The sequence below is a fragment of the Halopenitus persicus genome (assembly GCF_900107205.1).
In the GTDB taxonomy this organism is placed as follows: Archaea; Halobacteriota; Halobacteria; order Halobacteriales; family Haloferacaceae; genus Halopenitus; species Halopenitus persicus.
In genome coordinates this window covers 102,190-125,148 of sequence record NZ_FNPC01000004.1, presented here as the reverse complement: position 1 = coordinate 125,148, position 22,959 = coordinate 102,190, and the positions used below count along the sequence as shown (strand labels likewise).

General features: G+C 69.6%; 25 protein-coding genes. 21 read left to right on the top strand and 4 right to left on the bottom strand.

Annotation, left to right across the window (positions count from 1 at the left end):
* Nucleotides 1-75 precede the first annotated feature (75 nt).
* Both rnhA and BLV25_RS07865 read left to right on the top strand, forming a co-directional pair.
* Complete coding sequence (rnhA, locus tag BLV25_RS07870; protein WP_021074833.1) at nt 76-675, top strand: ribonuclease HI; 600 nt, start codon at nt 76-78, stop codon at nt 673-675.
* A 108-nt stretch (nt 676-783) separates the two neighbouring features.
* Nucleotides 784-1,407, top strand: a complete 624-nt coding sequence (locus BLV25_RS07865) for a DUF7108 domain-containing protein (RefSeq protein ID WP_256335676.1) — start codon at nt 784-786, stop codon at nt 1,405-1,407.
* 113 nt (nt 1,408-1,520) lie between these two features.
* On the opposite strand, the gene BLV25_RS07860 is transcribed toward BLV25_RS07865, so the two are convergent.
* Nucleotides 1,521-1,880 (bottom strand): PadR family transcriptional regulator, encoded by a 360-nt coding sequence (locus BLV25_RS07860; RefSeq protein WP_021074831.1) that lies wholly within the window; start codon nt 1,878-1,880, stop codon nt 1,521-1,523.
* Nucleotides 1,881-2,126: 246 nt separating this feature from the next.
* Between BLV25_RS07860 and BLV25_RS07855 the strand changes: the two genes are divergently transcribed.
* The 10 genes from BLV25_RS07855 (at nt 2,127) to BLV25_RS07815 (ending at nt 9,889) form a co-directional block, all read left to right on the top strand.
* Complete coding sequence (locus BLV25_RS07855) at nt 2,127-2,660, top strand: inorganic diphosphatase (protein ID WP_021074830.1); 534 nt, start codon at nt 2,127-2,129, stop codon at nt 2,658-2,660.
* A gap of 207 nt (nt 2,661-2,867) precedes the next feature.
* Nucleotides 2,868-3,014: a hypothetical protein gene (locus tag BLV25_RS17335; protein WP_021074829.1), complete on the top strand. Its 147-nt coding sequence runs from the start codon at nt 2,868-2,870 to the stop codon at nt 3,012-3,014.
* Nucleotides 3,015-3,161: 147 nt separating this feature from the next.
* Nucleotides 3,162-5,498 carry a phosphoenolpyruvate synthase gene (ppsA, locus tag BLV25_RS07850; protein WP_092732015.1) on the top strand — a complete coding sequence of 779 codons (2,337 nt, stop codon included), beginning with the start codon at nt 3,162-3,164 and terminating at the stop codon, nt 5,496-5,498.
* Between the two features lie 105 nt (nt 5,499-5,603).
* Nucleotides 5,604-5,885: a 50S ribosomal protein L44e gene (locus BLV25_RS07845; protein ID WP_039400251.1), complete on the top strand. Its 282-nt coding sequence runs from the start codon at nt 5,604-5,606 to the stop codon at nt 5,883-5,885.
* A gap of 2 nt (nt 5,886-5,887) precedes the next feature.
* Nucleotides 5,888-6,061, top strand: coding sequence for a 30S ribosomal protein S27e (locus BLV25_RS07840; RefSeq protein WP_039400248.1), 174 nt, complete (start codon nt 5,888-5,890; stop codon nt 6,059-6,061).
* Between the two features lie 17 nt (nt 6,062-6,078).
* On the top strand, nt 6,079-6,879 hold the full coding sequence (locus BLV25_RS07835) for a translation initiation factor IF-2 subunit alpha (RefSeq protein WP_092732012.1): 801 nt from the start codon (nt 6,079-6,081) through the stop codon (nt 6,877-6,879).
* A gap of 98 nt (nt 6,880-6,977) precedes the next feature.
* Nucleotides 6,978-7,193: an RNA-protein complex protein Nop10 gene (locus BLV25_RS07830; RefSeq protein ID WP_049817704.1), complete on the top strand. Its 216-nt coding sequence runs from the start codon at nt 6,978-6,980 to the stop codon at nt 7,191-7,193.
* Between the two features lie 36 nt (nt 7,194-7,229).
* The gene (locus tag BLV25_RS07825; protein WP_021074823.1) at nt 7,230-7,982 is read left to right on the top strand and encodes a proteasome assembly chaperone family protein; all 753 of its coding nucleotides are present in this window, start codon (nt 7,230-7,232) and stop codon (nt 7,980-7,982) included.
* A 162-nt stretch (nt 7,983-8,144) separates the two neighbouring features.
* On the top strand, nt 8,145-9,311 hold the full coding sequence (locus BLV25_RS07820; RefSeq protein ID WP_092732009.1) for a thiolase C-terminal domain-containing protein: 1,167 nt from the start codon (nt 8,145-8,147) through the stop codon (nt 9,309-9,311).
* Nucleotides 9,308-9,889, top strand: a complete 582-nt coding sequence (locus BLV25_RS07815; protein WP_143114406.1) for a Zn-ribbon domain-containing OB-fold protein — start codon at nt 9,308-9,310, stop codon at nt 9,887-9,889. The genes BLV25_RS07820 and BLV25_RS07815 overlap by 4 nt, the downstream gene beginning before the upstream one ends.
* Nucleotides 9,890-9,901: 12 nt before the next feature.
* Here the strand turns inward: BLV25_RS07815 and BLV25_RS07810 are convergent, their stop codons facing one another.
* The 3 genes from BLV25_RS07810 to BLV25_RS07800 all read right to left on the bottom strand — a co-directional run bounded on the left by BLV25_RS07810 (nt 9,902) and on the right by BLV25_RS07800 (nt 12,446).
* Complete coding sequence (locus BLV25_RS07810) at nt 9,902-10,831, bottom strand: alpha/beta fold hydrolase (protein WP_092732005.1); 930 nt, start codon at nt 10,829-10,831, stop codon at nt 9,902-9,904.
* 143 nt (nt 10,832-10,974) lie between these two features.
* Complete coding sequence (meaB, locus tag BLV25_RS07805) at nt 10,975-12,027, bottom strand: methylmalonyl Co-A mutase-associated GTPase MeaB (protein ID WP_256335675.1); 1,053 nt, start codon at nt 12,025-12,027, stop codon at nt 10,975-10,977.
* A 2-nt stretch (nt 12,028-12,029) separates the two neighbouring features.
* On the bottom strand, nt 12,030-12,446 hold the full coding sequence (locus tag BLV25_RS07800; protein ID WP_021073005.1) for a cobalamin B12-binding domain-containing protein: 417 nt from the start codon (nt 12,444-12,446) through the stop codon (nt 12,030-12,032).
* A 157-nt stretch (nt 12,447-12,603) separates the two neighbouring features.
* Here BLV25_RS07800 and BLV25_RS07795 point away from each other — a divergent pair, with 157 nt between their 5' ends.
* The 9 genes from BLV25_RS07795 (at nt 12,604) to BLV25_RS07755 (ending at nt 22,708) form a co-directional block, all read left to right on the top strand.
* Nucleotides 12,604-13,554, top strand: coding sequence for a DUF7260 family protein (locus tag BLV25_RS07795; protein ID WP_092732002.1), 951 nt, complete (start codon nt 12,604-12,606; stop codon nt 13,552-13,554).
* Nucleotides 13,555-14,026: 472 nt separating this feature from the next.
* Nucleotides 14,027-16,447 (top strand): type II/IV secretion system ATPase subunit, encoded by a 2,421-nt coding sequence (locus BLV25_RS07790; RefSeq protein WP_092732469.1) that lies wholly within the window; start codon nt 14,027-14,029, stop codon nt 16,445-16,447.
* Nucleotides 16,444-18,570, top strand: a complete 2,127-nt coding sequence (locus BLV25_RS07785; protein WP_092731999.1) for a type II secretion system F family protein — start codon at nt 16,444-16,446, stop codon at nt 18,568-18,570. Before BLV25_RS07790 ends, BLV25_RS07785 begins: the two co-directional genes overlap by 4 nt.
* Nucleotides 18,567-19,469, top strand: coding sequence for a DUF7289 family protein (locus tag BLV25_RS07780; protein ID WP_092731996.1), 903 nt, complete (start codon nt 18,567-18,569; stop codon nt 19,467-19,469). Before BLV25_RS07785 ends, BLV25_RS07780 begins: the two co-directional genes overlap by 4 nt.
* Nucleotides 19,459-19,989, top strand: coding sequence for a DUF7266 family protein (locus BLV25_RS07775; protein ID WP_092731993.1), 531 nt, complete (start codon nt 19,459-19,461; stop codon nt 19,987-19,989). The genes BLV25_RS07780 and BLV25_RS07775 overlap by 11 nt, the downstream gene beginning before the upstream one ends.
* Nucleotides 19,986-20,723, top strand: coding sequence for a DUF7263 family protein (locus tag BLV25_RS07770; protein ID WP_021073011.1), 738 nt, complete (start codon nt 19,986-19,988; stop codon nt 20,721-20,723). Before BLV25_RS07775 ends, BLV25_RS07770 begins: the two co-directional genes overlap by 4 nt.
* Entirely contained in the window at nt 20,716-21,204 is a 489-nt protein-coding gene (locus BLV25_RS07765) for a DUF7262 family protein (RefSeq protein ID WP_021073012.1), read from the top strand. The genes BLV25_RS07770 and BLV25_RS07765 overlap by 8 nt, the downstream gene beginning before the upstream one ends.
* Complete coding sequence (locus BLV25_RS07760; RefSeq protein ID WP_143114405.1) at nt 21,201-21,779, top strand: DUF7261 family protein; 579 nt, start codon at nt 21,201-21,203, stop codon at nt 21,777-21,779. The genes BLV25_RS07765 and BLV25_RS07760 overlap by 4 nt, the downstream gene beginning before the upstream one ends.
* A gap of 74 nt (nt 21,780-21,853) precedes the next feature.
* Nucleotides 21,854-22,708 (top strand): helix-turn-helix transcriptional regulator, encoded by an 855-nt coding sequence (locus tag BLV25_RS07755; RefSeq protein WP_092731990.1) that lies wholly within the window; start codon nt 21,854-21,856, stop codon nt 22,706-22,708.
* The last annotated feature ends 251 nt before the right edge of the window (nt 22,709-22,959 follow it).

Sequence of the window (22,959 nt, the reverse complement as noted above, 5' to 3'; positions counted from 1 at the left end):
CGGGACCGCGATCGACGACGGCGCGATCCGGGACGATCGAGGCCCCTTTACCGGGCGCGCCACGAGGACCCGACGATGCCGACCATCGAGTGCGACCCGTCGGAGGCCCGCGATCGACTGGCGGCTGCCGGCGTCGAGATCGAGCCGGGAAACACCCCGCACGAACGCTGGCGCGCCGAGCGCGACGAGGCGGTCGCGGTCGCCTACGACGGGAAGGTGGTCGTCCAGGGATCCGCGCCGACCGCGCTGACCGCCCTGCTGCGGGACGCCGGGGATCGGGCCCACGTCTACTTCGACGGCGCCTCCCGCGGGAACCCCGGTCCGGCAGCCGTCGGGTGGTGTCTCGTGACGAGCGACGGGATCGTCGCCGAAGGGGGCGAGCGGATCGGTCGCGCGACGAACAACCAGGCGGAGTACCAGGCACTCATCGCCGCGCTGGAGGCGGCCGCCGACTTCGGCTTCGACGAGATCGACGTTCGGGGCGACTCCGAACTGATCGTCAAACAGGTCCGGGGCGAGTGGAACACGAACGACCCGACGCTGCGTGAGTACCGCGTCGACGCACGGGAACTCCTCGAGAAATTCGACCGATGGTCGATCGCTCACGTTCCCCGATCGGTGAACGAGCGAGCCGACGACCTCGCCAACGAGGCGCTTGACGACCGGGACACGTGACGGGGGCACGTCGAGCAGTGGAACGCCGAGCCGGACCTCCAAGCGATCGCGACGGCGGACCGCGGATCGACGGGTAAAAACGACGTGGCGCCGTTCGATCGGATCGAGATGACCGACCCCGCGCCGACCGACTCATCGATCGACTCGGCCCTCGAGGACGATGCGGATCGAACCCCGGATGTTCCGGAGGACGCCGTGGACGAGGCGGAGCGCCTGACCCGGCTCGCCAGGAACGCGACGGAGCCGGACGCGGCCGACCTCTACCGTCGCCGTCGCGACGAACTCGCGGCAGAACACGAGTACACGCCGCGAGTGCGCGAGGAGGACGACACGCTCGTGCTGTACCCGAGCGAGTGGATGGACGACGGGACGGTGCAACTCGACCGCATCGAGGAGACCGACCGTGCCGTCGAGGTCTCCCTGTCGGGGCCGGGCGACGCCGACCGGTTCGACGAGATCGAGGCCGCGAACGACGCGATCGTGGACCGGATCGCCGCCGAACACGGCCCGGATCACGCCGCCAACGTTCGGGCGTTCGCGGACTTCATAAGCAACCACTACGTCCGGCGCGTGACCGACGCGACCGCCGCGGAGCGCGAGGAGTTCCGCACGGAGTATTATCCGCGGAACGCCTGGCCAAGCGTCGACCAACGGGAACTGCTCGACCGATCGCTCGCGCTCGTCGAGGAGATCGACGACGCGGAGATCGACGACGAGATCGACGGCTCGTAGTTGCTCCGTCCTCGTCGCGCCCTCTCCCCCCCATCACGTCCTCTCACCGGAGCCCGACGCGTCCCCGACACGTCGCCGTTACGTCGCAACCGCCGTGCGTCGCCGGGATCCCCCTACCGGCTGTCGTCGACGAGCTGCCGCAGCTCGCCGGCTCGCTCGGCGTCGGTGACGAACTTCGAGAAGACCCACTCGAGCCGGGACAGCACGACGCGTCGTCCCGTCTCGGTCAGCTCGTACTGGTTCGTCCGCTTGTCGAGCTCGCTCTTTTCGATCAGTCCCATATCGACCAGTTCGTCCAGGTTCGGGTAGAGCCGGCCGTGGTTGACGTCGTCGCCGTAATACGCCTCGAGCTCCCGCTTGATCGCGAGCCCGTACATCGGCTCCTTCGAGAGGATGACCAGGATGTTCTGTTGAAACGCGGTCAGCTCGCTGACGATGTCCCCCTCGTTCCGAACAGCTTGCGCCTCTGACATACTGGCAGCCACGGCATCCGAATATATAACGCTTCGCAACCGAAATCCGGTTTTCGCCCCGATCGGTCCCGAAATCACATACTGCGCCCGATCCATTTCTAATATTCTGAATTTATATAGTGAATAAATCCGTAGTGAGTTGTTTTCCGTTCATAACGCGTCGGCGGCGAGGGGCGACGAACGCCCCGAGGCGCTCCGTTCCGAACTCGAAAGTGCTTTGGGCCCGTTTCCCGGACGGGCGGGTGTATGACGAACCTCTGGGAAGACCTCGAGACTGGACCGAACCCGCCGGAAACCATCTACGCCGTCGTGGAGTGCCTGAAGGGAGAACGCAACAAATACGAGTACGACAAGGACGTCCCCGGCGTCGTCCTCGACCGCGTGCTCCACTCGAACGTTCACTATCCGTCGGATTACGGGTTCATCCCGCAGACCTACTACGACGACGAGGACCCCTTCGACGTGCTGGTGCTCGTCGAGGACCAAACGTTCCCCGGCTGCGTCATCGAGGCGCGTCCGGTCGCGCTGATGAAGATGGACGACGACGGCGAACAGGACGACAAGGTCATCGCCGTTCCGAGCGAGGACCCCCGCTACGACCACATTCAGGACCTCGAGGACGTGCCGCGGCAGACGCTCGACGAGATCGACGAGTTCTTCGCGACCTACAAGAACCTCGAGGAGGGCAAGGAGGTCGAGACCCTCGGGTGGGAGGACCGCGAGGCGGCCCTCGACGCGATCGAGCACGCACGGGACCTGTACGACGAGCACTTCGCCTAGATATAGACGACGGAACGACGTCGAGACTCCGACGAGCGGCTCGACGATATCTCCGGCGTCGCGCGATCGGCGACCGAGCGGTTCCCCGGTACGGAAGTCCGCCGCCGTCATCACCGGGGTATGTTCGACACGAATACGACGCCGTCTTTTCGATGAGTTATGCGTATGGGTAATTATATCCCCGTCGGCGCCCTCGGATCACGTACGATGGCAGCACGATCTCCCCGGTTCGGGATCGACCACCCGACGATCGTTCCGACGAACGCGGCCGACGAGGCGACGAACGGGGCCGGCGAGCCCTCGGCCACCGATCGAACGGGCGAGGACGACGAGTCCGAGCCCCGATCCGCATAGCTGACGCCGCCCCGTTCCCTCTCAAGACGGTGCGTCAGATCTCCGTGACCGTCGCCGTCGAGGACTCCTCGACTCGGGGCCGGTGACCGTCACACCGTTCGGTTCGGAAGTTTCTTGAGTCGGCTCGCAGACACCCGAGTATAGGCAATGGCTGTACTCTGGCTGGACGACGTGGACGCTGACGACCTCGAGACGGTCGGCGGCAAGGCGGCCTCGCTCGGTGAGCTTACCGGCGCCGGATTGCCCGTCCCGCCGGGGTTCACGGTGACCGCCGAGACGTATCGAACCTTCATCGAGGAGGCCGGGATCGACGAGGAGCTCTTCGCGGCCGTCGACGTCGACCCCGAGGACTCCGACGCGCTTCGTGCCGCCGAGGAGCGTGCATCGGAGCTGATCCTCGGAACCGACCTCCCCGAGCCGGTCCGCGAGGAGATCGTCGAGAGCTACCGCCAGCTCGGCGACGACGACGAGGAGGCGTTCGTCGCCGTCCGCTCGTCGGCGACCGCCGAGGACCTCCCGGACGCGTCCTTCGCCGGCCAACAGGAGACCTACCTCAACGTCCGGGAGGAGAAACTCCTCCAGCGCGTCAAGGAGTGCTGGGCCTCGCTTTTCACCCAACGTGCCATCTACTACCGGCAACAGCAGGGATTCCCCCACGACGAGGTCGACATCGCCGTCGTCGTCCAGCGGATGGTCGACGCCGAGAAGTCCGGCGTGATGTTCACGAGCCACCCCTCGACCGGCGATCCGCAGGTCACCATCGAGGCCGCCTGGGGGCTCGGCGAGGCGGTCGTCTCCGGCTCCGTCTCCCCCGACAACTACGTGTACGACCGCGCCGCGAACGCCGTCGCCGACGTCACCGTCGCGGACAAGAAGACGATGATGGAGAAGGACTCCGAGACCGGCGAGACCGTCGAGCGCGAGGTGCCGGAGGACCGTCGGACCGAGCGCGTGTTGAGCGACGCGGAGATCGAGTCGCTCGTCGAGCTCGGCGAGCGCGTCGAGGACCACTACGGCCAGCCGCAGGACGTCGAATGGGCGATCGTCGGCGGGGAGGTCTTTATGCTCCAGTCGCGCCCGATCACGACGATTTCGGAGTCCGCGTCAGAGACCGGAACGGAGGACGCGGACCCGGCCGAGGACGCCGACACGGAGGCCGGCGACCACGCGGGCGAGCCGGCCGGCGTGAACGGTGACGACGACGAGGACGTCCTCGTTCAGGGCCTCGGATCGAGCCCCGGCGTGGTGTCGGGCACCGTCCGGATCGTCACGAAGCTCGACCACCTCGACCAGGTTCAGGAGGGCGACATCCTCGTGACCGAGATGACGATGCCCGACATGGTACCCGCGATGAAGCGTGCAGCCGGGATCGTCACCGACGAGGGGGGGATGACGAGCCACGCGGCGATCATCTCCAGGGAGCTCGGCGTGCCGGCGGTCGTCGGGACCCGTACCGGAACCAAGCAGCTCGAGAACGGACAACGGGTCACGATCGACGGCGACAAGGGGACCATCCGCGCCGGCGCCGACAGCGAAGCCGAACCGGCCGAGGAGTTCGAACCCGTCGAGGCCGCGCGACCGCAGACGCCCGTGAAGCCGATGACCGCCACCGAGGTCAAGGTCAACGTCTCGATCCCCGAGGCGGCCGAGCGCGCGGCGGCGACCGGCGCCGACGGCGTCGGGCTGCTTCGGATCGAACACATGGTGCTCACGCTCGGGAAGACGCCGGAACGATACATCGCCGACCACGGAGCACGGGCGTATCAGGACCAGCTCATCGAGGGGATCCGGACGGTCGCCGAGGAGTTCTACCCGCGCCCCGTCCGCGTCCGAACGATCGACGCCCCGACCGACGAGTTCCGCGATCTGGAGGGCGGCGACGACGAACCCCGCGAGCACAACCCGATGCTCGGCTGGCGCGGGATCCGACGAAGCCTCGATAAACCCGACGTCTTCCAGCAGGAGCTGACGGCCTTCAACCGGATCTACGAGATGGGGTATGACAACGTGGAGTTGATGTTCCCGCTCGTCAACGACGCCGCGGATCTGGCGGCCGCCAAACGGCAGATGCGCGAGGCCGGCATCGATCCGGACGGGCGCCGCTGGGGCGTGATGATCGAGACGCCCGCGAGCGCGCTCCGCATCGAGGAGCTCGCGGCGGCGGGCATCGACTTCGCGTCGTTCGGCACGAACGATCTCACCCAGTACACGCTCGCGGTCGACCGAAACAACGAGCACGTCGCCGAGCGGTTCGACGAAACGCATCCGGCGGTGCTCGAGCTGATCGGACGGACCATCGAGACGTGCCGCGAGCTCGGCATCGACACGAGCATCTGCGGGCAGGCCGGCTCGAAGACGGAGATGGTGAACTTCCTCGTCGAGGAGGGTGTTTCCTCCATCTCGGCGAACATCGACGCGGTGCGTGACGTCCAACACGAGGTCAAACGCAAGGAACAACGGATCCTGCTCGATTCGGTCAGATAGCGGGGGCAGGCGGCTTCGAAACCGCACGGACGGTCGACGTCGGCCGCGGCGCAGACCAAACAGGTTTTAAGAGCCCGTGTCCAACCCGCCGATAAGGTAGATACCATGGAGATGCCACGCCGCTTTAACACGTACTGTCCTCACTGCGATTCCCACCAGGAACACGAGGTGGAGAAGGTTCGATCCGGCCGTCAGACCGGTCTGAAACGTGACGCGCGCCAGCAGCGCCGGGCGCTCGCGACGATCGGCAACGCCGGCGGATACTCGAAGGTGCCCGGTGGCGACAAGCCCACCAAGAAGACGCACCTGAAGTACCGCTGTTCCGACTGCGGGAAGGCCCATATGCGCGAAGGATGGCGCGCAGGCCGCCTCACGTTCCAGGAGTGACGATGGCGGGGAACTTCATTCGCGTCGCCTGCGGGGACTGTGAGAACGAACAGACCGTCTTCGAGAAGGCGTCGTCGACCGTCGCCTGTGCCGTCTGCGGCACGACGCTGGCCACGCCGACCGGCGGCAAGGCCGCGATCGAAGGCGAGATCGTCGAGACCGTTGAGGCACGGTAACCGCCTCGAACCCCAGAATGCAGTACAGCGGCTGGCCCGAAACCGGTGAACTCGTCGTCGGCGAGATCGACGAGATCGCCGACTTCGGCGTCTTCGTCGACCTCGACGAGTACGAGAACAAACGCGGCCTCTGCCACATCAGCGAGGTGGCCTCCGGCTGGATCAAGAACGTCCGGGACCACGTTCGCGAGGGACAGACGGTCGTCGCGAAGGTGCTCGACGTCGACGAGTCGTCCCAGCAGATCGACCTCTCGATCAAGGACGTCAACGAACACCAGCGCAAGGAGAAGATCCAGGAGTGGAAAAACGAGCAGAAGGCCGACAACTGGATGCTGTTGGCCCTCGGCGAGGACGTCTCCGACGACCGCTACAGCACGGTCGCGAACGCCCTGCTCGCGGAACACGACTCGCTGTACGACGCCTTCGAGAGCGCCGCGATCCACGGCGAGGACGCGCTCGCGGACGTCGAGCTGGACGACGACGTCGTCGCCACGATCGTCGAGACGGCACGGGAGAACGTCTCGGTCCCGTACGTCAACGTGACCGGGTACGTCGACCTCGAGAGCTTCGACCCGGACGGCGTCGACCGGCTCAAGGAGGCGCTGCAGGCCGCCGAGGGGAACGGCGACGTGCCGGACGAGGTCGAGCTGACCGTCTCCTACGTCGGGTCGCCGGAGTACCGCATCCAGGTCAAGGCCCCCGACTACAAGACGGCCGAGGACCAGCTCGAGGCGGCCGCCGAGCGCGCCCGCAAGTCGATCGAGGCGACCGGCGGCAGCGGCGCGTTCCACCGTGAGCGCCACGAGGACGACGAGTAGCTCGCCGAAACCGTGATCGCATACACGTACCGGATCCGCTCCACGCCCGGATGCCACACGCCGGGACGCTACGGCACGCGAGTGACGGAGGGCCGGACGTGAAATCGCCGATCCGGCGCTGCAGCGAGTGGCGTGCTGCCCACGATCGGCCGGTATACACCTTCACGGAGCGCTGTCCCGACTGCGGGGCCCCGACCGAGAACAGCGCGCCGCCGCCGTTTTCGCCCGAGGACCGATACGGCGAGTATCGACGCCGAGCGCGGCGACGATCGGATGGGCCCACCGTCGACGACGGGGACGCGAACCGCGAATAGCCACGCACTTATGCGCCGCGGCCGGGAGTGTACGTCATGGACGACATCGAGATCGACGCGGTCGCGACGCCGGAGCTCGAGGACCCGGTTCTGATCGAGGGGCTCCCGGGCGTGGGCCACGTCGGGAAGCTGGCGGCCGAGCAGCTCCTGGAGGAGTGTGACGGCACCCTCGTGCGGCGGGTCTACGCCACCGAGTTCCCCCCGCAGGTGACCGTCGACGACGACGGCATCACCGAGCTGACGTGTGCGGAGTTCCACGCGGTGGAGACCGAGGGCGCGGACCTGTTGGTGTTGACCGGGGACCACCAGGCGGCGACCAACGCCGGGCATTATCGGCTGACGTCGGCGTTCCTCGACGTCGCCGAGGAGTTCGGCGTGCGCCGGGCGTACGCGCTCGGGGGCGTCCCGACCGGCGAGCTGGTCGAGGAGTACACCGTCCTCGGCGCGGTCAGCAACGCGGAGCTGCGCGAGGAGCTGGAGGCGGTCGACGTGCAGTTCCGTGCCGACGAGCCGGCCGGCGGGATCGTCGGCGTCTCCGGATTGATACTCGGACTCGGCGAGCGCCGCGGGTTCGACGCGGCCTGCCTGATGGGCGAGACGAGCGGGTACCTCGTGGACCCCAAGAGCGCCCGGGCGGTGCTGGAGGTGCTGCAGAAGCGGCTCGACTTCGAGGTCGCGTTCGACTCCCTCGAGGAGCGGGCCGAGGAGATGGAGGAGGTCGCCGGCAAGATCCAGGAGATGCAGGACGGACCCGCGGTCGGCGACGACGAGCTCCGATACATCGGCTGACGGGCGAGTCGTCCGATACGGATCGGTTCGTCGGGGAAAGTACTTCGTCGATCGTCGATCCATTTAACGACGTTTCGGTCGGGGTGGTGAGTGAAACCACGAGACGTCGGCGATCGGCGACCCTTCGGCAGGCCTATACGGATCGACGATGATCGTGTGCGTATGGGAACCGCACGCATCGCCGGAGTCGGGCTCACGCCCTTCGGCAGCCATCCCGACCGAACCGGGCGTGACCTGTTCGCGGAGGCGGCGGCGGCCGCCATCGCCGACGCGGGGGTCCCGCGGTCGGACGTCGACGCGCTCAACTACGGGAACTTCATGGGGTCGATCGCCGAACGACAGGGCCACCAGGCGCCGTTGATGGCCGAGGCCGCGGGCCTGTCGTGTCCGGCCACGCGGTACGAGGAGGCGTGTGCCTCCGCCGGGGTCGCGGTCCGGGAGGCCGTCCGGACGGTCCGGTCCGGCGAGGCGGACGTCGTCGTTGCCGGCGGGATGGAGCGAATGAGCCATCTCGAGACCGCGGACGTCACGGCGGGGCTGGCCACGGCGGCCGACGACCTCCTCGAGGTCCGCTCGGGGATGACCTTCCCCGGGGCGTACGGGCTGATGGCGCGCGCGTACTTCGACCGGTTCGGCGGAACGCGGACGGATCTGGCGCACGTCGCGAGCAAGAACCACGACCACGCGATCCCGAACGAGTACGCCCAGTTCCGGCGGGCGGTGAGCGTCGAGGAAGCCCTGTCGTCCCCGCCGGTGGCGACGCCGCTGCACCTGTTCGACGCCTGCCCGATCACGGACGGAGCCAGCGCCGTCGTGTTCGTCTCCGAGTCCTACGCGGCCGCCCACGACATCGAGGCGCCGGTCGCGGTGACCGGGTCGGGGCAGGGAACCGACCGGCTGGCGCTGGGCGACCGCGACCGGCTCGCGGAGACGCCGGCCGCGACGCGGGCCGCGGAGACGGCCTACGGGGAGGCGGCCGTCGATCCCGACGACGTCGACGTCGCCGAGGTCCACGACTGTTTCACGATCGCGGAGGTGATGGCCACGGAGTCGCTTGGGCTGTTCCCGGTCGGCGAGGGGATCACGGCCGCACGGGAGGGCGTCACCGCCGCGGACGGCGCGGTCCCGGTGAACCTCTCGGGCGGGCTCAAGGCGAAGGGCCACCCGGTCGGCGCGACCGGCGGGTCACAGATCGTGGAGCTGACGCGGCTGCTCCGGGGCGATCATCCCAACAGCGACCACGTTCCGGACGCCTCCGTCGGGGTCGCCCACAACGCCGGCGGAAGCGTGGCGACCGCGGTCGTCCACGTGCTGGAGGTGGTCGCGTGAGCGACGCATCCGGCGACGCCGGCGGGACCGACGCCACGGACGACGCGGACGGGACGGGGACGGAGGACGGAACGACGACCGGGCCCGTTCGGAACACGGGGTACGACGAGTGGCTCGACGCGGTCGCGGACGGCGAGGGTTATGCCCTGACGTGTCCGAACGGACACGCGTCGCTGCCGCCACGGCGCGTCTGTCCCGACTGCGGCGCGGCCGACCTCTCGGAGACGACCCTTCCAGCAGCCGGGACCGTCGAGACGTTCACCGTCGTCCACGTGGGCACGCCGGCGTTCGCCGACGAGACGCCCTACGTGACCGCGATCGCCGACTTCGGGCCGGTTCGACTCACCGGCCTCGTTCGCGGCATCGACCCGGAGGCGGAAGCGGACGCCGAGGAACGGGCGGGCCCGGGAACGGGAGCCCCGGAGACGGGAGCCCCGGAGACGGGAGCGGCCGCAGAGGAACAGGGGGATCCGGAGCCGAGGATCGGCGATCCGGTCGAGGCGTCGGTCGAGCGCCGGCCGAACGGGGACCGAACGCTCGTGTTCGATCCGGTTGAGGTCGACCCGATCGAGGAGTAGCGGAGCCGTCGGTCAGTCGAGGTGGTCCGCGACGACCTCGAGGAACGCCTCGGGGTGTTCGACGTGGGGCAACAGCTTCGCGCGATCGAAGACCACGAGCGGACAGTCGACCGTCGTCGCGAGCTCGCGTCCCTCGGACAGCGGCGTGAGCTCCGTCTCGCGACCCCACACGAGCGTGACCGGGACGGCCGCCGTCTCGAGCGCGTCCGACAGCGTGACCGCGGCGTTGAGGTGGCCCGCGATGAACGAGGCCGGGGCGAACCGGGCGCCGGCGACGTGGGCGGTCCGCCACTCGTAGTCGATCCAGTCCTCGCCGACCGCGTCGGGATCGTCGTAGCCGTGGTCGGCGTTGAAATACCGGATCGAGGGCTTCGAGGCGATCAGTCCGAAGAGTGCCTCGCCGAGGACGGGCGACCGGATGAGCTCGCGAAGCCACGTCTTCGGCGGATCGGGGCCGGCGACGGTCGTCGGCACGACCAACAGGAGGCTGCGCAGATCGACGTCCGGATCGGCGGCGACGTCGGCGACGTAGGCGGCCGACAGCGACGAGGCGATGACCCGCGGCCGGTCGAACGTCGCGAGGAACTCACCGAGGAAGTCCGTGTACAGGGCGGCCGAGTAGCGCAGCGCCGGGCGGTCCGACCGGCCGAACCCGGGTAGGTCCGGAGCGATCACCCGATACTCCTCCGCGAGGGCGTCGAAGACGGCCCGCCACTCGCCGGCGGATCCGGCGGCGTTGACGCCGTGCACGAGCACCAGCGGCGGCGCGTCCGGATCGCCGGCGACGACGTAGGAGACGTCCATTCCGCGCCACCGATACGTCCGCTCCTCGCCGTCCAGCGCGGGCTCGAGCGCGTCCGGTTCGAGGCGGGACCGTCGGGCCCAGGCGGCGACGGCGCCGGCACCGAGCGCGAGTCCGCCGAGAAGCCGTGTTCGGTTCATACGGATCCTTGGCGCGTCGGCGACTTATACCGTATGCCTGGATCGAGCTGATCGCGGTTGCGTTCGGACTCGACCCATCGATCGTCGGGACAGTCGTCCACCGATCGTCGAGGCAGTCGTCCACCGATCGTCGAGGCAGTTGTTCACCGATCGTCGAGGCAGTCCTCGATCGGGGCGACCACCGACTCGACGGCGGCGTAGGGGTCGGTCTCGCCCGCCTCGACGCGCCGGACGAGGTCGTCGATCCCGCCCTGACGCTCGAGCGTCGTCTCGAGAAGCGCCTCGAGGTCCGCACGGAGCAGGGCACGGATCGTGGCGGCGTGACGGCTGCGGGTGGTCGTCGCGAGGTCGTCGGTCGCGAGCAGATGCTCCCGGTGGGAATCGAGGGCGTCGATCAGGTCGGCGACCCCTGTCCCCGTCGTCGCGACGGTCTCGACGATCGGGGGCGTCCACGCGTCGTCGTGACGGTCTCCGGAATCAATGCCCGAACTCGATCCCGCCCGCTTCCGCACCCGTCGCATCTCCTCGAGCCGGGCGACGGTCCGGCCCGCGCCCTCGAGGTCCGCCTTGTTCACGACGAAGACGTCCGCGATCTCCAGGACCCCGGCCTTGAGCAGCTGGACGTCGTCCCCGGATTCGGGCTGGACGAGCACGGCGACGGTGTCGGCGGCGCGGACGACGTCCACCTCGTTTTGGCCCGCGCCGACCGTCTCGATCAGGACCACGTCGAAGCCGGCGGCGTCGAGAACCGTGACGGCCTCGGCGGCGGCCCGCGACAGTCCCCCGAGCCGTCCGCGGGCGCTCATCGACCGAACGAAGACCCCCGCGTCGCCGTCCCGGTGCATCCGGATCCGATCCCCGAGGACCGCGCCGCCGGAGTACGGGGAGGACGGATCGATCGCGAGGACCCCGACGGTCAGGTCGCGATCGCGGTAGGCATCGACGAGTCCGTCGACGAGGGTCGACTTCCCCGCGCCGGGCGCGCCGGTGATCCCGATCACGGCCGCCTCGCCGGCGTGGCGTGAGAGCCGAGCGAGGACCGGGCGGACGCCCTCGGCACGGTTCTCGATCCGGCTGATGACGCGCGCGAGCGTTCGCTCGTCGCCCGCGAGCAGGGCGTCGACGACCGCACTCGGGTCGGCCTCCTCATCGGTCATCCCCTCGGCCTCCTCATCGGCCATCCCCCGATCCGACATCGTTAGACACGCTCCCGGACGTGCTCGCGGACGAACGCGACCGTCTCGTCGGTGGGCGTTCCCGGGCCGAACACCTCGGCCACGCCGAGGTCCTTCAGCCGGCGTTCGTCCTCGGGGGGAACGATGCCGCCGACGAGAACGAGCGTGTCCGCGAAGGCCCCGGCCTCGCGGAGCCCCTCGATCACGTCGGGGACGAGGGTGTCGTGAGCGCCCGAGAGGATCGAGATCCCGAGGACGTCCACGTCCTCCTGGATCGCGGCCCGGACGATCTCCTCGGGGGAGCGATGCAGCCCCGAGTAGACGACCTCGAACCCGGCGTCACGGAACGCCCGAGCGATGACGTGTGCGCCCCGGTCGTGGCCGTCGAGGCCGACCTTGGCGATCAGACACCGGATCGGCCGGTCCGTCGTCGTGTGCATAGATGGCACTTTACAGGGATGCGGTTTGACTCTAACGCCCACGAAGCCGGCGATCGCGACGAGCCGGCGATCGCCACGATCACGAAACCGCAACCGCTCCCGGCGAACGGGATCGGACGGAAAAGCTTTCGTGCTCGAGTGTGTGGGTACACATACCATGTCACTTTCGTCGCCCGCGAGCGTCTCCTTCCGTATCGGCGCACGGGACCCGATGGCCGCGGAGTGTGCCGATCTCACCTGCGAGGCGTCGGGTCTCCTCGCGGACCCGATGGTCGTCTCGGCCATCGTGTTCGTCTCCATTGCCGTCTTCGCGGCGTTCGCGTACATCGCCGACGCGCGATCGCACGTTCGCGAGGAGCGACGCCGGGTCGTCGACGAGCGGGACGCGTTCGAGGAGTTCACCGACCGGCTCCATCGCGTCACGCCACGCGAGTCCGGAACGGCCGCGGAGCCGGCCGGACACGGCGCGGTTCGACTCGCCGGGTTTCCCCCGGATTCCAGCGATCCACCCGACGACGGGTTGCGACGGATGCGCGAGGCGTACCGCGAAACGGTGATGGCGGTCCCCCACTACACCGAGGAGTACGACGATTCGTTCCCGACCAGCGTCGCCGAGGAGCTCGGCGAGGACGTCGCGATGGCGATCGGCACCGAGGACCGACTTTCGCCGGCGCTGCGGACGACGCTTTTGGACCGCGGGCGAAGCGCGGCGGACGCCCGGGAGCGGCTGCTGTCGGCGGTCGACGCCGAGCTGTCGGCCCTGGAGTCGTCGAGCGCCCGGCTCGAACGCATCGAACGAACGCGGAACAGCCTCGATGCCCACCTCGCGGAGGGCCGCTCGGAGCCGTCCTTCGACGCCCTGGTCGACGTCTGGCGATCACTCGATGACCTCGAAGGCGCCTGCGAGGAGGTCGTCTCGGACCGGCAGGCGCTGCTTCGGGATCCGCCCTTCACCCGCCGAACCGAACGCGATCCCGACTTCTATGCGTACCTCTACGAGGATCTCGAGGGACCGCGACATCCCGTGTTGGCCACGGTCGCGGAGGTGGTCGACCGCATTCGGTCGGATCGACGGACCCTCGAGGACCGGATCTCGCGGGCCGGCTAAGCGCCACGGGCCGAAGCGCCACGGACCGAAGCGCAACGGACCGAAGCGCCGCAGGAGTCGAAGCGTCACGCGGGCGTGAAGATCGGGACGTACCGTCTGCACCACCGTCGTTTACCGCCTGTACCACCGTCCTTCGTCGTGATGTCTCCTCGTCCCGTTCGTTCCCCTCATCCCGTTCGACGTTGAGACGGTCGAGCCACCGTCGAGCCACCGACGACGAGCGGAGTTCCGTCGTATCCGGGATACAATTAGTAATTATTGCACGAAATAAATACTTAAATACAGTAGGTTAAAATCGAATCACCGTGAGGTGGGAGACGTGAGTGTGCGGTCGGCGGTCGAGGAGGAACGAAGCGAGAACGACGCCGAGAACGGTACCGACGGGTGCAACGCCGGGAATGGAGGCGATGGGGACGACGGCGGCGAATCCGGGACCGGCCGAAGCGACGGGACGCCCTGGCCGGCTGCGACGGTGCCCGCGCCGCGGCCGCCCGACGACCCGGACGCGTGGTACGCGCCCGCGGTCCGGGCGCAGTACGAGCCGGTGTCGGGGATCGTCACCACGATCCGGGAGCGTGACGGCGAGTTCGTTCACGAGAGCCGCCGGCCACCCTTGTCGCCGACCGACGAAGCCGCCCTGGCGACGGTCAGGGACCACTTCTCGGCGACCCGTCACCGACGCCCGCTCACCAGGCAGGGCGTGCTCGAGCGGGCGAACCGCGGTTTCGAGCCGAAATACGAGCGGGCGATCGACCGGCTGCTCGAGACGACGCCGGCCGCCCGGCGGCGGATCGACCACCACGCACTCAGCGAACTGCGGCTGCTCGACGACCTGACGCCGCTGGCGGTGGATCCGCGGATCGAGGTCGCCGACGTGGGCGATTCCGACGAGCTGGTCGTCCACACGGAGTCGTTCGCGCCGGTGCGAACCGGCGTCTCCGCGGACACGGAGTACGTCGACCGCGTCGCCGGCGAACGACTGCACCGGTACACGGTCCCGTTCGCGGGGTTCGACGTCGACGTGGTCGTCTACCGGGAGCGACTCCTCGGATCCGACCGGTTCGAGACGAAGTACGCGGTCCTCGAGCCGGACCTGCTGCCGGGCGACGAGGCGCTGATCGACGAGTGCAAGTCCCGGATCTGGGAGGCGAACGTCGACCGCGTCGTGACCGACCGGGAGTCGTTCGTCGCCGACCGCGCCCGGCGGTTCCTCGCGCGACGGCTGCTGGCGGACAACGCCCGCGCCTGGCTCGATGCGACGCGCTACCGGGTTCGGTCGACGCTGGCGACCTACGGGCTCGCCGTCCCGCCGGTCGACTCCCGGTACGCCCGCGACCGGCTCGACGACCTCGTCTACTACGTGTTACGCGACTACGTCGGCGAGGGCATTCTGACGGTCCCGATACGGGATTCGAACCTCGAGGACGTCGAGGCCAACCGGGTCGGCGAGCGGATCAAGGTCGTCCCGCGAACGACCGTCTTCGACGATGCCGGCGGCGCCGGCGACCGCGTGCCGACCAACCTGGCGTTCACGACCGAGCGGGAGTTCGTCAACGTGGTGACCCAGCTGGCCGCCAGCGACGGGACGGAGCTCAACGCGGCCCGCCCCTCGGCGAAGGTGAACCTCGACGTCGACGGCGTCGCGGAGACGATCCGGTGTGCGGTCGCGCTCCCGGTGATCTCCGAGGGCGGCCCCCACGTCTCGATCCGCAAGCAGTCGGCCGAGACGATGACGCCGGTGGACCTGCTCGACCGGGACGCGCTGTCGACGGAGCTCGTGACGCTGCTATGGTTGCTGTACGAACACCACGGCGTCGTGCTCTTTTCCGGACCGACCGGCGTCGGGAAGACGACGCTGATGAACGCGCATATGCCATTTATCCCGTTCGACGACCGACCGATCTCGATCGACGAGGGGTCACGCGAGGTCCATCTCCCCCACGAGACGGGCGTCTCGTTGACGACCCGCGACCACGAGAACGAGTACAAGCGGGTGACGATGGCGGAGCTGATGACCGAGACGAACTATTTAAATCCCGACGTCGAGGTCATCGCGGAGATCAACACGCCGGCGTCCTTCGAAACCTTCGCCGAGACCTTGAACACCGGTCACGGTGTGCTCGGGACCACACACGCCGAGGACGTCGAGACGCTCGTCAACCGGGTGATCGAGCAGGGGCTGCCGGCGTACCTGCTTCGCGAGCTGGATCTGGTCGTGTTCCCCCACAAGACCCGCGGGGAGCGATACGTCGCCCACGTCGTCGAGATCCTCTCGGACGGGGAGTTCGAGGCGCTCGACGACGACGCGCTCGAAGGCGCCGACGGCGTGCGGCGGCGGGGCGGCGGCGGCACGATACGGAAGGACGGGACCACGGTCCGCTGGAACACGGTCGCCTGGCGTGACACGGACGGGACGTTCGCGATCGAGTACGACCACCCGGCGCTGGCAAGTGACGAGGGCGGCCCCACCTCGTCGGTCGGCGGGACCGACCGCGGAACGACCACGGAGGGGTCGCTCGGCTTCGCGCTGTTCAACCGGCTCGCGGAGCGGACCGACCGCGACGTCGCGGACGTCGAGGCCGAGTTCCACCGGAAACACCGATACGTTCGCTACCTTGCCGCGGAGGGGATCGACGACTTCGAGGCCCTCTTCGAGTTCCTCTCGGATCTGCGGACCGACGAGGCCGCGACGGTCGAGCGCGCGCTCCGGTCGACCGACGACGGCTCCGAACCCGAGCCGGACGAGGGAGAGCCGGAGGACGCCGTCACGAACGGAGACGAGTCCGACGACGCCGCGCCGAGTGGAGAAGACCTCGCCCACGACGCGCCGAACGACGGCGCTTCCGGAACGGACCTCTTCGACGAAGCTGCCTCGAGCGAGGGCGTCGAATGAGTGACGGGAGGTCCGTGGCGTCGACCGCCACGGGAGCCGGAAGCGAGCCGGAACGTGGCGATCGTGAGGAGACCGTGACACGTGGAACCGACCGCGCCGGGCCGCATCGATCCGCCGTCGGGACCGGCTCGCGGTTCTCAGCGGTCGACCGCGGACTGCACGCGCTGTTCGCCCGACACGCCGACGCGGCCCGCCACGCTCGCGACCGCGACCGGTACCGGGCGACCGCGATACGGACCGGCTTCGACGTCCTGCTCGCCCGGATGTACGGCCTCTCGTGGGCCATCGGCGTCGTCGTCGCGGTGCCCGTGGTGTTGCTCGGACGCGGCCTGTCGCCGGCCCTCCTGGCCCGGCTCGACGCCGCGCTCGCGGCGGGGTTGCCGACCGACGGGGTCGGCCTCGCCCGGCTTCCGCCGGAGTGGATCGTCCTCGCTGCGGCGGTTCTCGCCGGCGCCGTCGCGAAGCGTGGCGTCGTCCGCGGCGGCGGGGTGTACCTCCGGTGGATCGCGACCGCTCGGCGGACGGACATCGAGCGGACGCTTCCGGGCGCGGTCCGATACCTGCACGCGCTCTCGTCGGGCAGCGACACCGCACGCGGGATGATCCGCAAGACGGCCGCCAACGAGGCCTACGGCGAGACGGCAGTGGCCTTCCGGGCCGCGCTCAACAGCGCGCGGCTGACGGGAAGCCTCGATCAGGCGCTCGGGCGCGTCGCGCGGGATACGCCCTCGAACGACCTGCTGGCGCCCTTCCTGCTCAAGTTTCGCGAACACGCCAACCAGGGCGAGGACGCGCTCGGCAACTACCTCGCGATGGAGGGGCGGATGCTCGGGCACCGGGAGGACCGGGCCCGAAAGCGTGCGGAGGGGTTCCTGGAGCTGCTCTCCGAGCTGTTCATCGTGCTGTTGGTGCTGCCGACGCTGCTCGTCATCGTGCTGACCGTGATCGGCGTGATCGCGCCCGGTCTGTCGGAGCCGGTCCACACGCCGGTCGGGTCCATCTCGACGCGCGCGGCGATCGTCTACGGCAGCGCGGCGTTCATCCTGGTCGTCGGACTCGCCTCGTCGACGATGGTCGAGCGGCTGCGACCGCCCGACCAGCGGACGCGCTACGAGCTGCCGACCGGGGTGGCGGCGCTGTGCCGGAGCGTCACGGTCAATCCTCGCTCGGCGGCGGCGGTCGTCGCCGGACCGGCGGTCGTCGCGTGCGTCGGGCTGGCGAACGCCGGCGTCGATCCCGTGAACGCCGTGGCGCTCGGCTACGTCCTCTTCGCCGTGCCGACCGGGATCGTCTCGGTCCGGCGCGCCCGACTCGACGACGCGAAGGACCGGGAGATCAAGGACTTCGTCCACGCCGTCTCGGGGCACGTCTCGCTCGGCCGCCCCTTCCCGGAGGCGGTCGCGCTCGTCGCCCGGGACGTCGACCTCGGCGCGCTCGACGCCGACGTGGCGGACCTGGCGTTCAACCTCTCGCTGACGACCGGGAACGAGCGGGCCGCGCGGAACGTCCTCGACCGGTCGACGAACGTCGATGTGGAAACCGATGGAAACGCTGCCACGGGGACCGAACGGGTCGCCGGTGCCGAGGCCGGAACCGAGCGGATCGCCGGTGCCGAGGCCGAACGGAAGACGGTCCGAACCGCGGCACTGAACCGGTTCGTCGAGAACGTTGGAACCCCGCTTGCCGAGCAGACGGTCGGGCTCATCACGGGCGCGCTCGACGCCGGCAGCGACACCCAAACGGTCTTCGAGACGCTCCAGACGGAGATCGGGCGGCTCTACCATCAGAAACGAGCGCTCCGATCCGCGATGCTCGTGTACGTCGCGGTGGGCTGGACGGCGGCGCTGCTGGTCATCGGGATCGTCGTCGCGGTCAACCTCCACGTCATCGACGGGTTCGCACAGCTCTCGGCCGTCTCGGGCGCCTCGGCGGTGCGCTTCGACCCCGGAACGATACGCCCCGAGCGCGAGCGGTATCGCTTCTACGTCGTGCTCCAGGCGACGATGCTCGCGTCGGGGTGGTTCGCGGGGGTCGCCTCCCGGGGATGGTACGAGGCGCTGTTGCACTCCGGCATCCTCGTCGGAGTCTGTTACGTCGTTTTCGCGGGGGTCGGGTTGCTGTGAGCCCGGACGTACGGGATCCCGTGACGTCGAGAGCGAAGCGAACCGCCGACACGTCCCGGTCGAACGACCGCGCCCAATCGACCGTCGTCGGAGTGACGCTGCTGATCGCGATCACGGTCACGAGCCTCGGACTGATCACGGCGGGCGCGGGCGTCGTCGTGGAGGAGCACGCACGCACGATCGGGATGGAGGCGACGACCGCCGACCTGACCGACGCGATCGACGCGACCGACCGCGGCGGTCGGACGACGGCATCGGTCCGGCTAGCCGGCGGCCGACTCGACACGATCGACCGGACCGTTCGGGTACACGACGGGAGCGGTTGGCGGAGCCTGGAAGCAAACGGGATCCGATACGTCCCGAACTCGGGGGACCAACGCGTCGTGAGCGTCGCCGGGATCGTCGTCCGGGAGTACGGCGACGGCGCGATCGCCGTCCGGGATCCGGCGGTCCTCGTCGGCGAGGAGGCGTTCGTGGTCACGATCCCGGTGATCCGGGGCGGCGGGGCGGTCGGGGCGAACGGTTGGACGGCCGGCGGAACGGACGGCAGGGCGGTCGACGGAACGGACGACGGAGTGGTCGGCGGACCGACCGGCGCGTCGGGCGGAACCGCCCGCCTCCGGATGGCGATCGACCACGCCGATCGAAGCCTGGGAACGGGGCCGTTTCGGATCGCCATCGAGACGTCGACCCCGGCCGCGGTCGAACGTGCGGTCCGGCGAATCAGCGACCGAGCCGCCGCCAGCGATCCAGAGGCCGATCCGTCGATGTCGGTCGAGCGACGGCGGTTCGCCGGCGACGACCACGAAAGCGTGGTCGTGACGGTCGGCGGCGACCGCGAGGGACACCTGCTGGTCCGGACCGTCGACCTGGAGCTGGAGGTGACGAATGGGGCGTGAGGTACCCTCCGCGATCCCCGGCGCACGGGCGACCCGGTCCCGCGCCGTGACGCCGGTCGCCGGCAAACTCCTGGAGATCGGCGTCGTCGTGCTGTTCGTGGCCACGCTGTCGACCGCGCTCTACGGCGGCGTGGTTCCGGAGTACCGGTCGGCGGTCGCCGAGGAGGTCGGCGACCGAACGCTGACCGCGGCCGGCCACGCGATCACGTCGGCCGTCCCGTCGACCCCGCGGTCGCCGGCGGTCCGCCCCGGGACGAACCGGACGGTGACGGTTCGCTCGGCGACGACCAGGCGAACGGTCGACCTTCCGGACACGATCCGGGGCGAGTCGTACCGGATCCGGTTCGCGGACGGGGTTCTCACGCTCGATCACCCGCATCCGGCGGTCGGCGGACGGCGGCGGCTCGCCCTCCCAACGGAGCCGACCGGGACGGCGAGCACCTGGCGAAGCGCCGCACGGACGGTCGTCGTGATTCGGCGGAACGAGACGGGACTGACGGTGGAGCTGGTGAACCGATGACCCCGACGCCGAACCGGAGGGACGGACACGGAGACGGTCGCGGACGACGGAAACCAGACCGTGCCCAGGCGGCGCTTCCGGCGCTCGTGGTCGCGATCGTGATCCTGGCCTCCGCGACCGTACTCGCCGTCTCGGTCGCCGACGAAGCCAGAACGGCCGCGGAACGCAACGGCGTGACCCGCGGTGCGGCGGTCACGCTGGCCGACGTGCTCGTCGGTCCGGAGGGACCGACGACGCGGCGCCGAAACGTTCTCGACCGGGAGGCGACGCTGGCGCTCTCGGTCGGGACGGTCGAGGACGCCGTCCCGGCGGTTCGCGGACGGGCGTTCCGGATCCGGATCGGGGGCGACGCGGTCTCCGAATGGCCGGTCGAGGAACGGACGATCCTGGAGCGCGGGTCGATCCGCGGGGGTGAACGCGCGAGCCGGATCGCGCTCCTCGCACGCTCCGAGAACCGGACGGACCGCGTCCACGTCGACGGGGAGACGACGCGGGAGGTGTCCGCGACCGCCCGAACCGCCGCGGTCAGGGTCGTCTCGGGAAACGTGACCACGGTTCGGGTGGACGACCGAATGATGCTGCGCCGCCCGGACGGGCTCCGGGGATCGGCGACGATCGACCTTCCTCGAGGGCGAGCCGCGACCGTCGCGTTCGAGGGGATCGGCGTGGTCGAGATGCGGATCGAACGGGAGCGACGAACGCCGGTGGTCGTCAGGGTGACCGTCGATGGATAGCGATGGGCTCGACGGTACCGACCGCTTCGGCGGTGCTGTCGACCCCTTCGACTGCGAAACCTCGCCCCCTCGCGGCCAGCTCTCCCTGTCGGCCGTCGAGGCGGCCATCGGCGTGGCGTTCGTACTGGCGATCGCGACCACGTTCGCCGTCGCGCCGCCGGACCCCGGCACGGAGACCGCACAACTCGACGCCTACGCGACCGACGTCGCGACGGTGCTCGGAAACGAGGGCGGAACGGCGGTCGGGGACGGAAACGCAACCGGTGCGCCGCTCCCGGCGGCGATCGCGACCCCGGCGACCTTCGCGGCCGAGCGCGAGGCGATCGACGCCCGCGCCGACGCGCTCGTTCCCGACCGGTTGCAGTATCACGTCAAAACGCCACACGGCGGCGTCGGGATCGCGCCGCCGTCCGGAGCGACCGTCGGTCGGTCGACGCTATACACGCGAAACGGCCGGGTCGTCGTGGCGGTGTGGCGATGAGACGACGGGATGGACGACTGGCGGTGAGACGCGGCGGTCGCGACCGCGGCCAGCTCGTCCTGCTTGCGGCGGTCACGCTCGCGCTGGCGCTCGTGCCGCTCGCGCTCGCGTACCTGCAGCTCGGATACGCGGGTGACGTGGCCCGCGAGCCGGCGGTGGAAACTGCCGGGTCGGCAGGGACCGCCGGCGGGTCGGACGCGAGGGTCATCGAGGCGGTCGACCGGGCAGCCACCGCCCGGGTCGGCGACGTCGCCGGCGCATACGACTGGAGCGACCGCGACGCGGCCGTTTCGGCGTACCGTGAGGGCCTCGAGACCGACCTCGACGCGATCGAGGAGGCCGCGGTCCGCGATGGGACGGTGATCGCGGTCACGTCCGCGTCCTCGGTGGCGGCAGACCGGAGTGAAACGGCCTGTCCCGCCGGTCCGAACCGTGCCTTCGGCGTCTGCGAGGCTGACCGCGGCGTCGTCGTGCAGGACCGCGGGGGAACGACGACGGTCGTGGCGGTCTCCCTCGAGGTCCGCATCCGGCGGGCCGGCGGGACGAGCAGGATTACGATCGTGATCGTGCCGTGAGTCGGCGGCTCGGTCGGGCGGAACACGCTCCGGGGGCGACACGTATTTGGGGGCGTTCGCCGAACGTGCGGCCGATGCCGAGCGAGGACGCGCACGAGGACGTCCGCTATCTCGCGGGATCACCGGGACGGATCGAGATCCTCCGGGCGATCCGCGAGGAACCGCTGCGCCCGGCGGCGATCACGCGCCGCGTCGAGTCGACGCGGACGACGGTCCAGCGCGTGCTCGCGGGGTTTCGGGAGCGCCGCTGGGTGGTCGAACGGGACGCGACCTACCGGCTGACCGCGACCGGCGAGCGGGTGTGTGCAGCCTACGAGGATCTGCTCGACGCGACCGCTCGCGCCCGCGAGTTCGCGCCCTTCGCCGCCAACGCGGAGCCGATCGCCGCCGAGATGCCGGCTGCTGCCTTCGAGCACGGAACCCTCACGGTGGCGACCGCCCAGGACCCGCTGGCGCCGGTCGACCGGCTGATCGACCGGTTCGAGGAGACCGAGGACGCCACCGTCCGAAGCATCTCGCCCATCGTCTCACGGACGTTCAACGAGGCCGCGATGGATCTGCTCGGCCGGGAGACGAGCATCCGGCTGGTGATCGACGAGCGCGTCCTCGAAACCTCGGCCGAGACGTTCCCCGAGGCGCTGACGCGGGCGGTCGACCGCTGCGACGTGTCGGTGAGCGTCCACCCGGACCCGCTTCCCGTCGGGCTGTTCACCGACCGCGAGGGCCCACGGACGTGTCTGATGGCCTACGACGACCAGAACACGCCGCGAGCCCTGCTCGAGTGTGCCGACGAGTCGGTCCACGAGTGGGCGCTGACCTGGTTCGATCGCGTTCGGGATCGATCGCGGCCGCTCGAGGACGTGGTCGGCGACGAGGGAGTCAACGGCGGGCCGGACCAGGGAGTCAACGGCGGGCCGGACGAGGGGTGACCAGGCGGTCGATCGGTTGGGTTCGTGGATGACCGAGTGGGGAGCCCGAGCACGGTAGGGCGGCAGGAGGGCCGAATCGTCGGGCTGCGGCATCGCGAGCATCGCCGGTCGCTCGCGAGTCAACGTTGGCGAGTCGACGACCTATATGTATCCGCGGTCGGCTGTCGATACCCCGGTCGGGTGTTACTCCCCCTGTAACAGCAGTGGGTAACGCGGCCGGGGACGCGGCGTGGCCGGACGCGCGGTGCGAC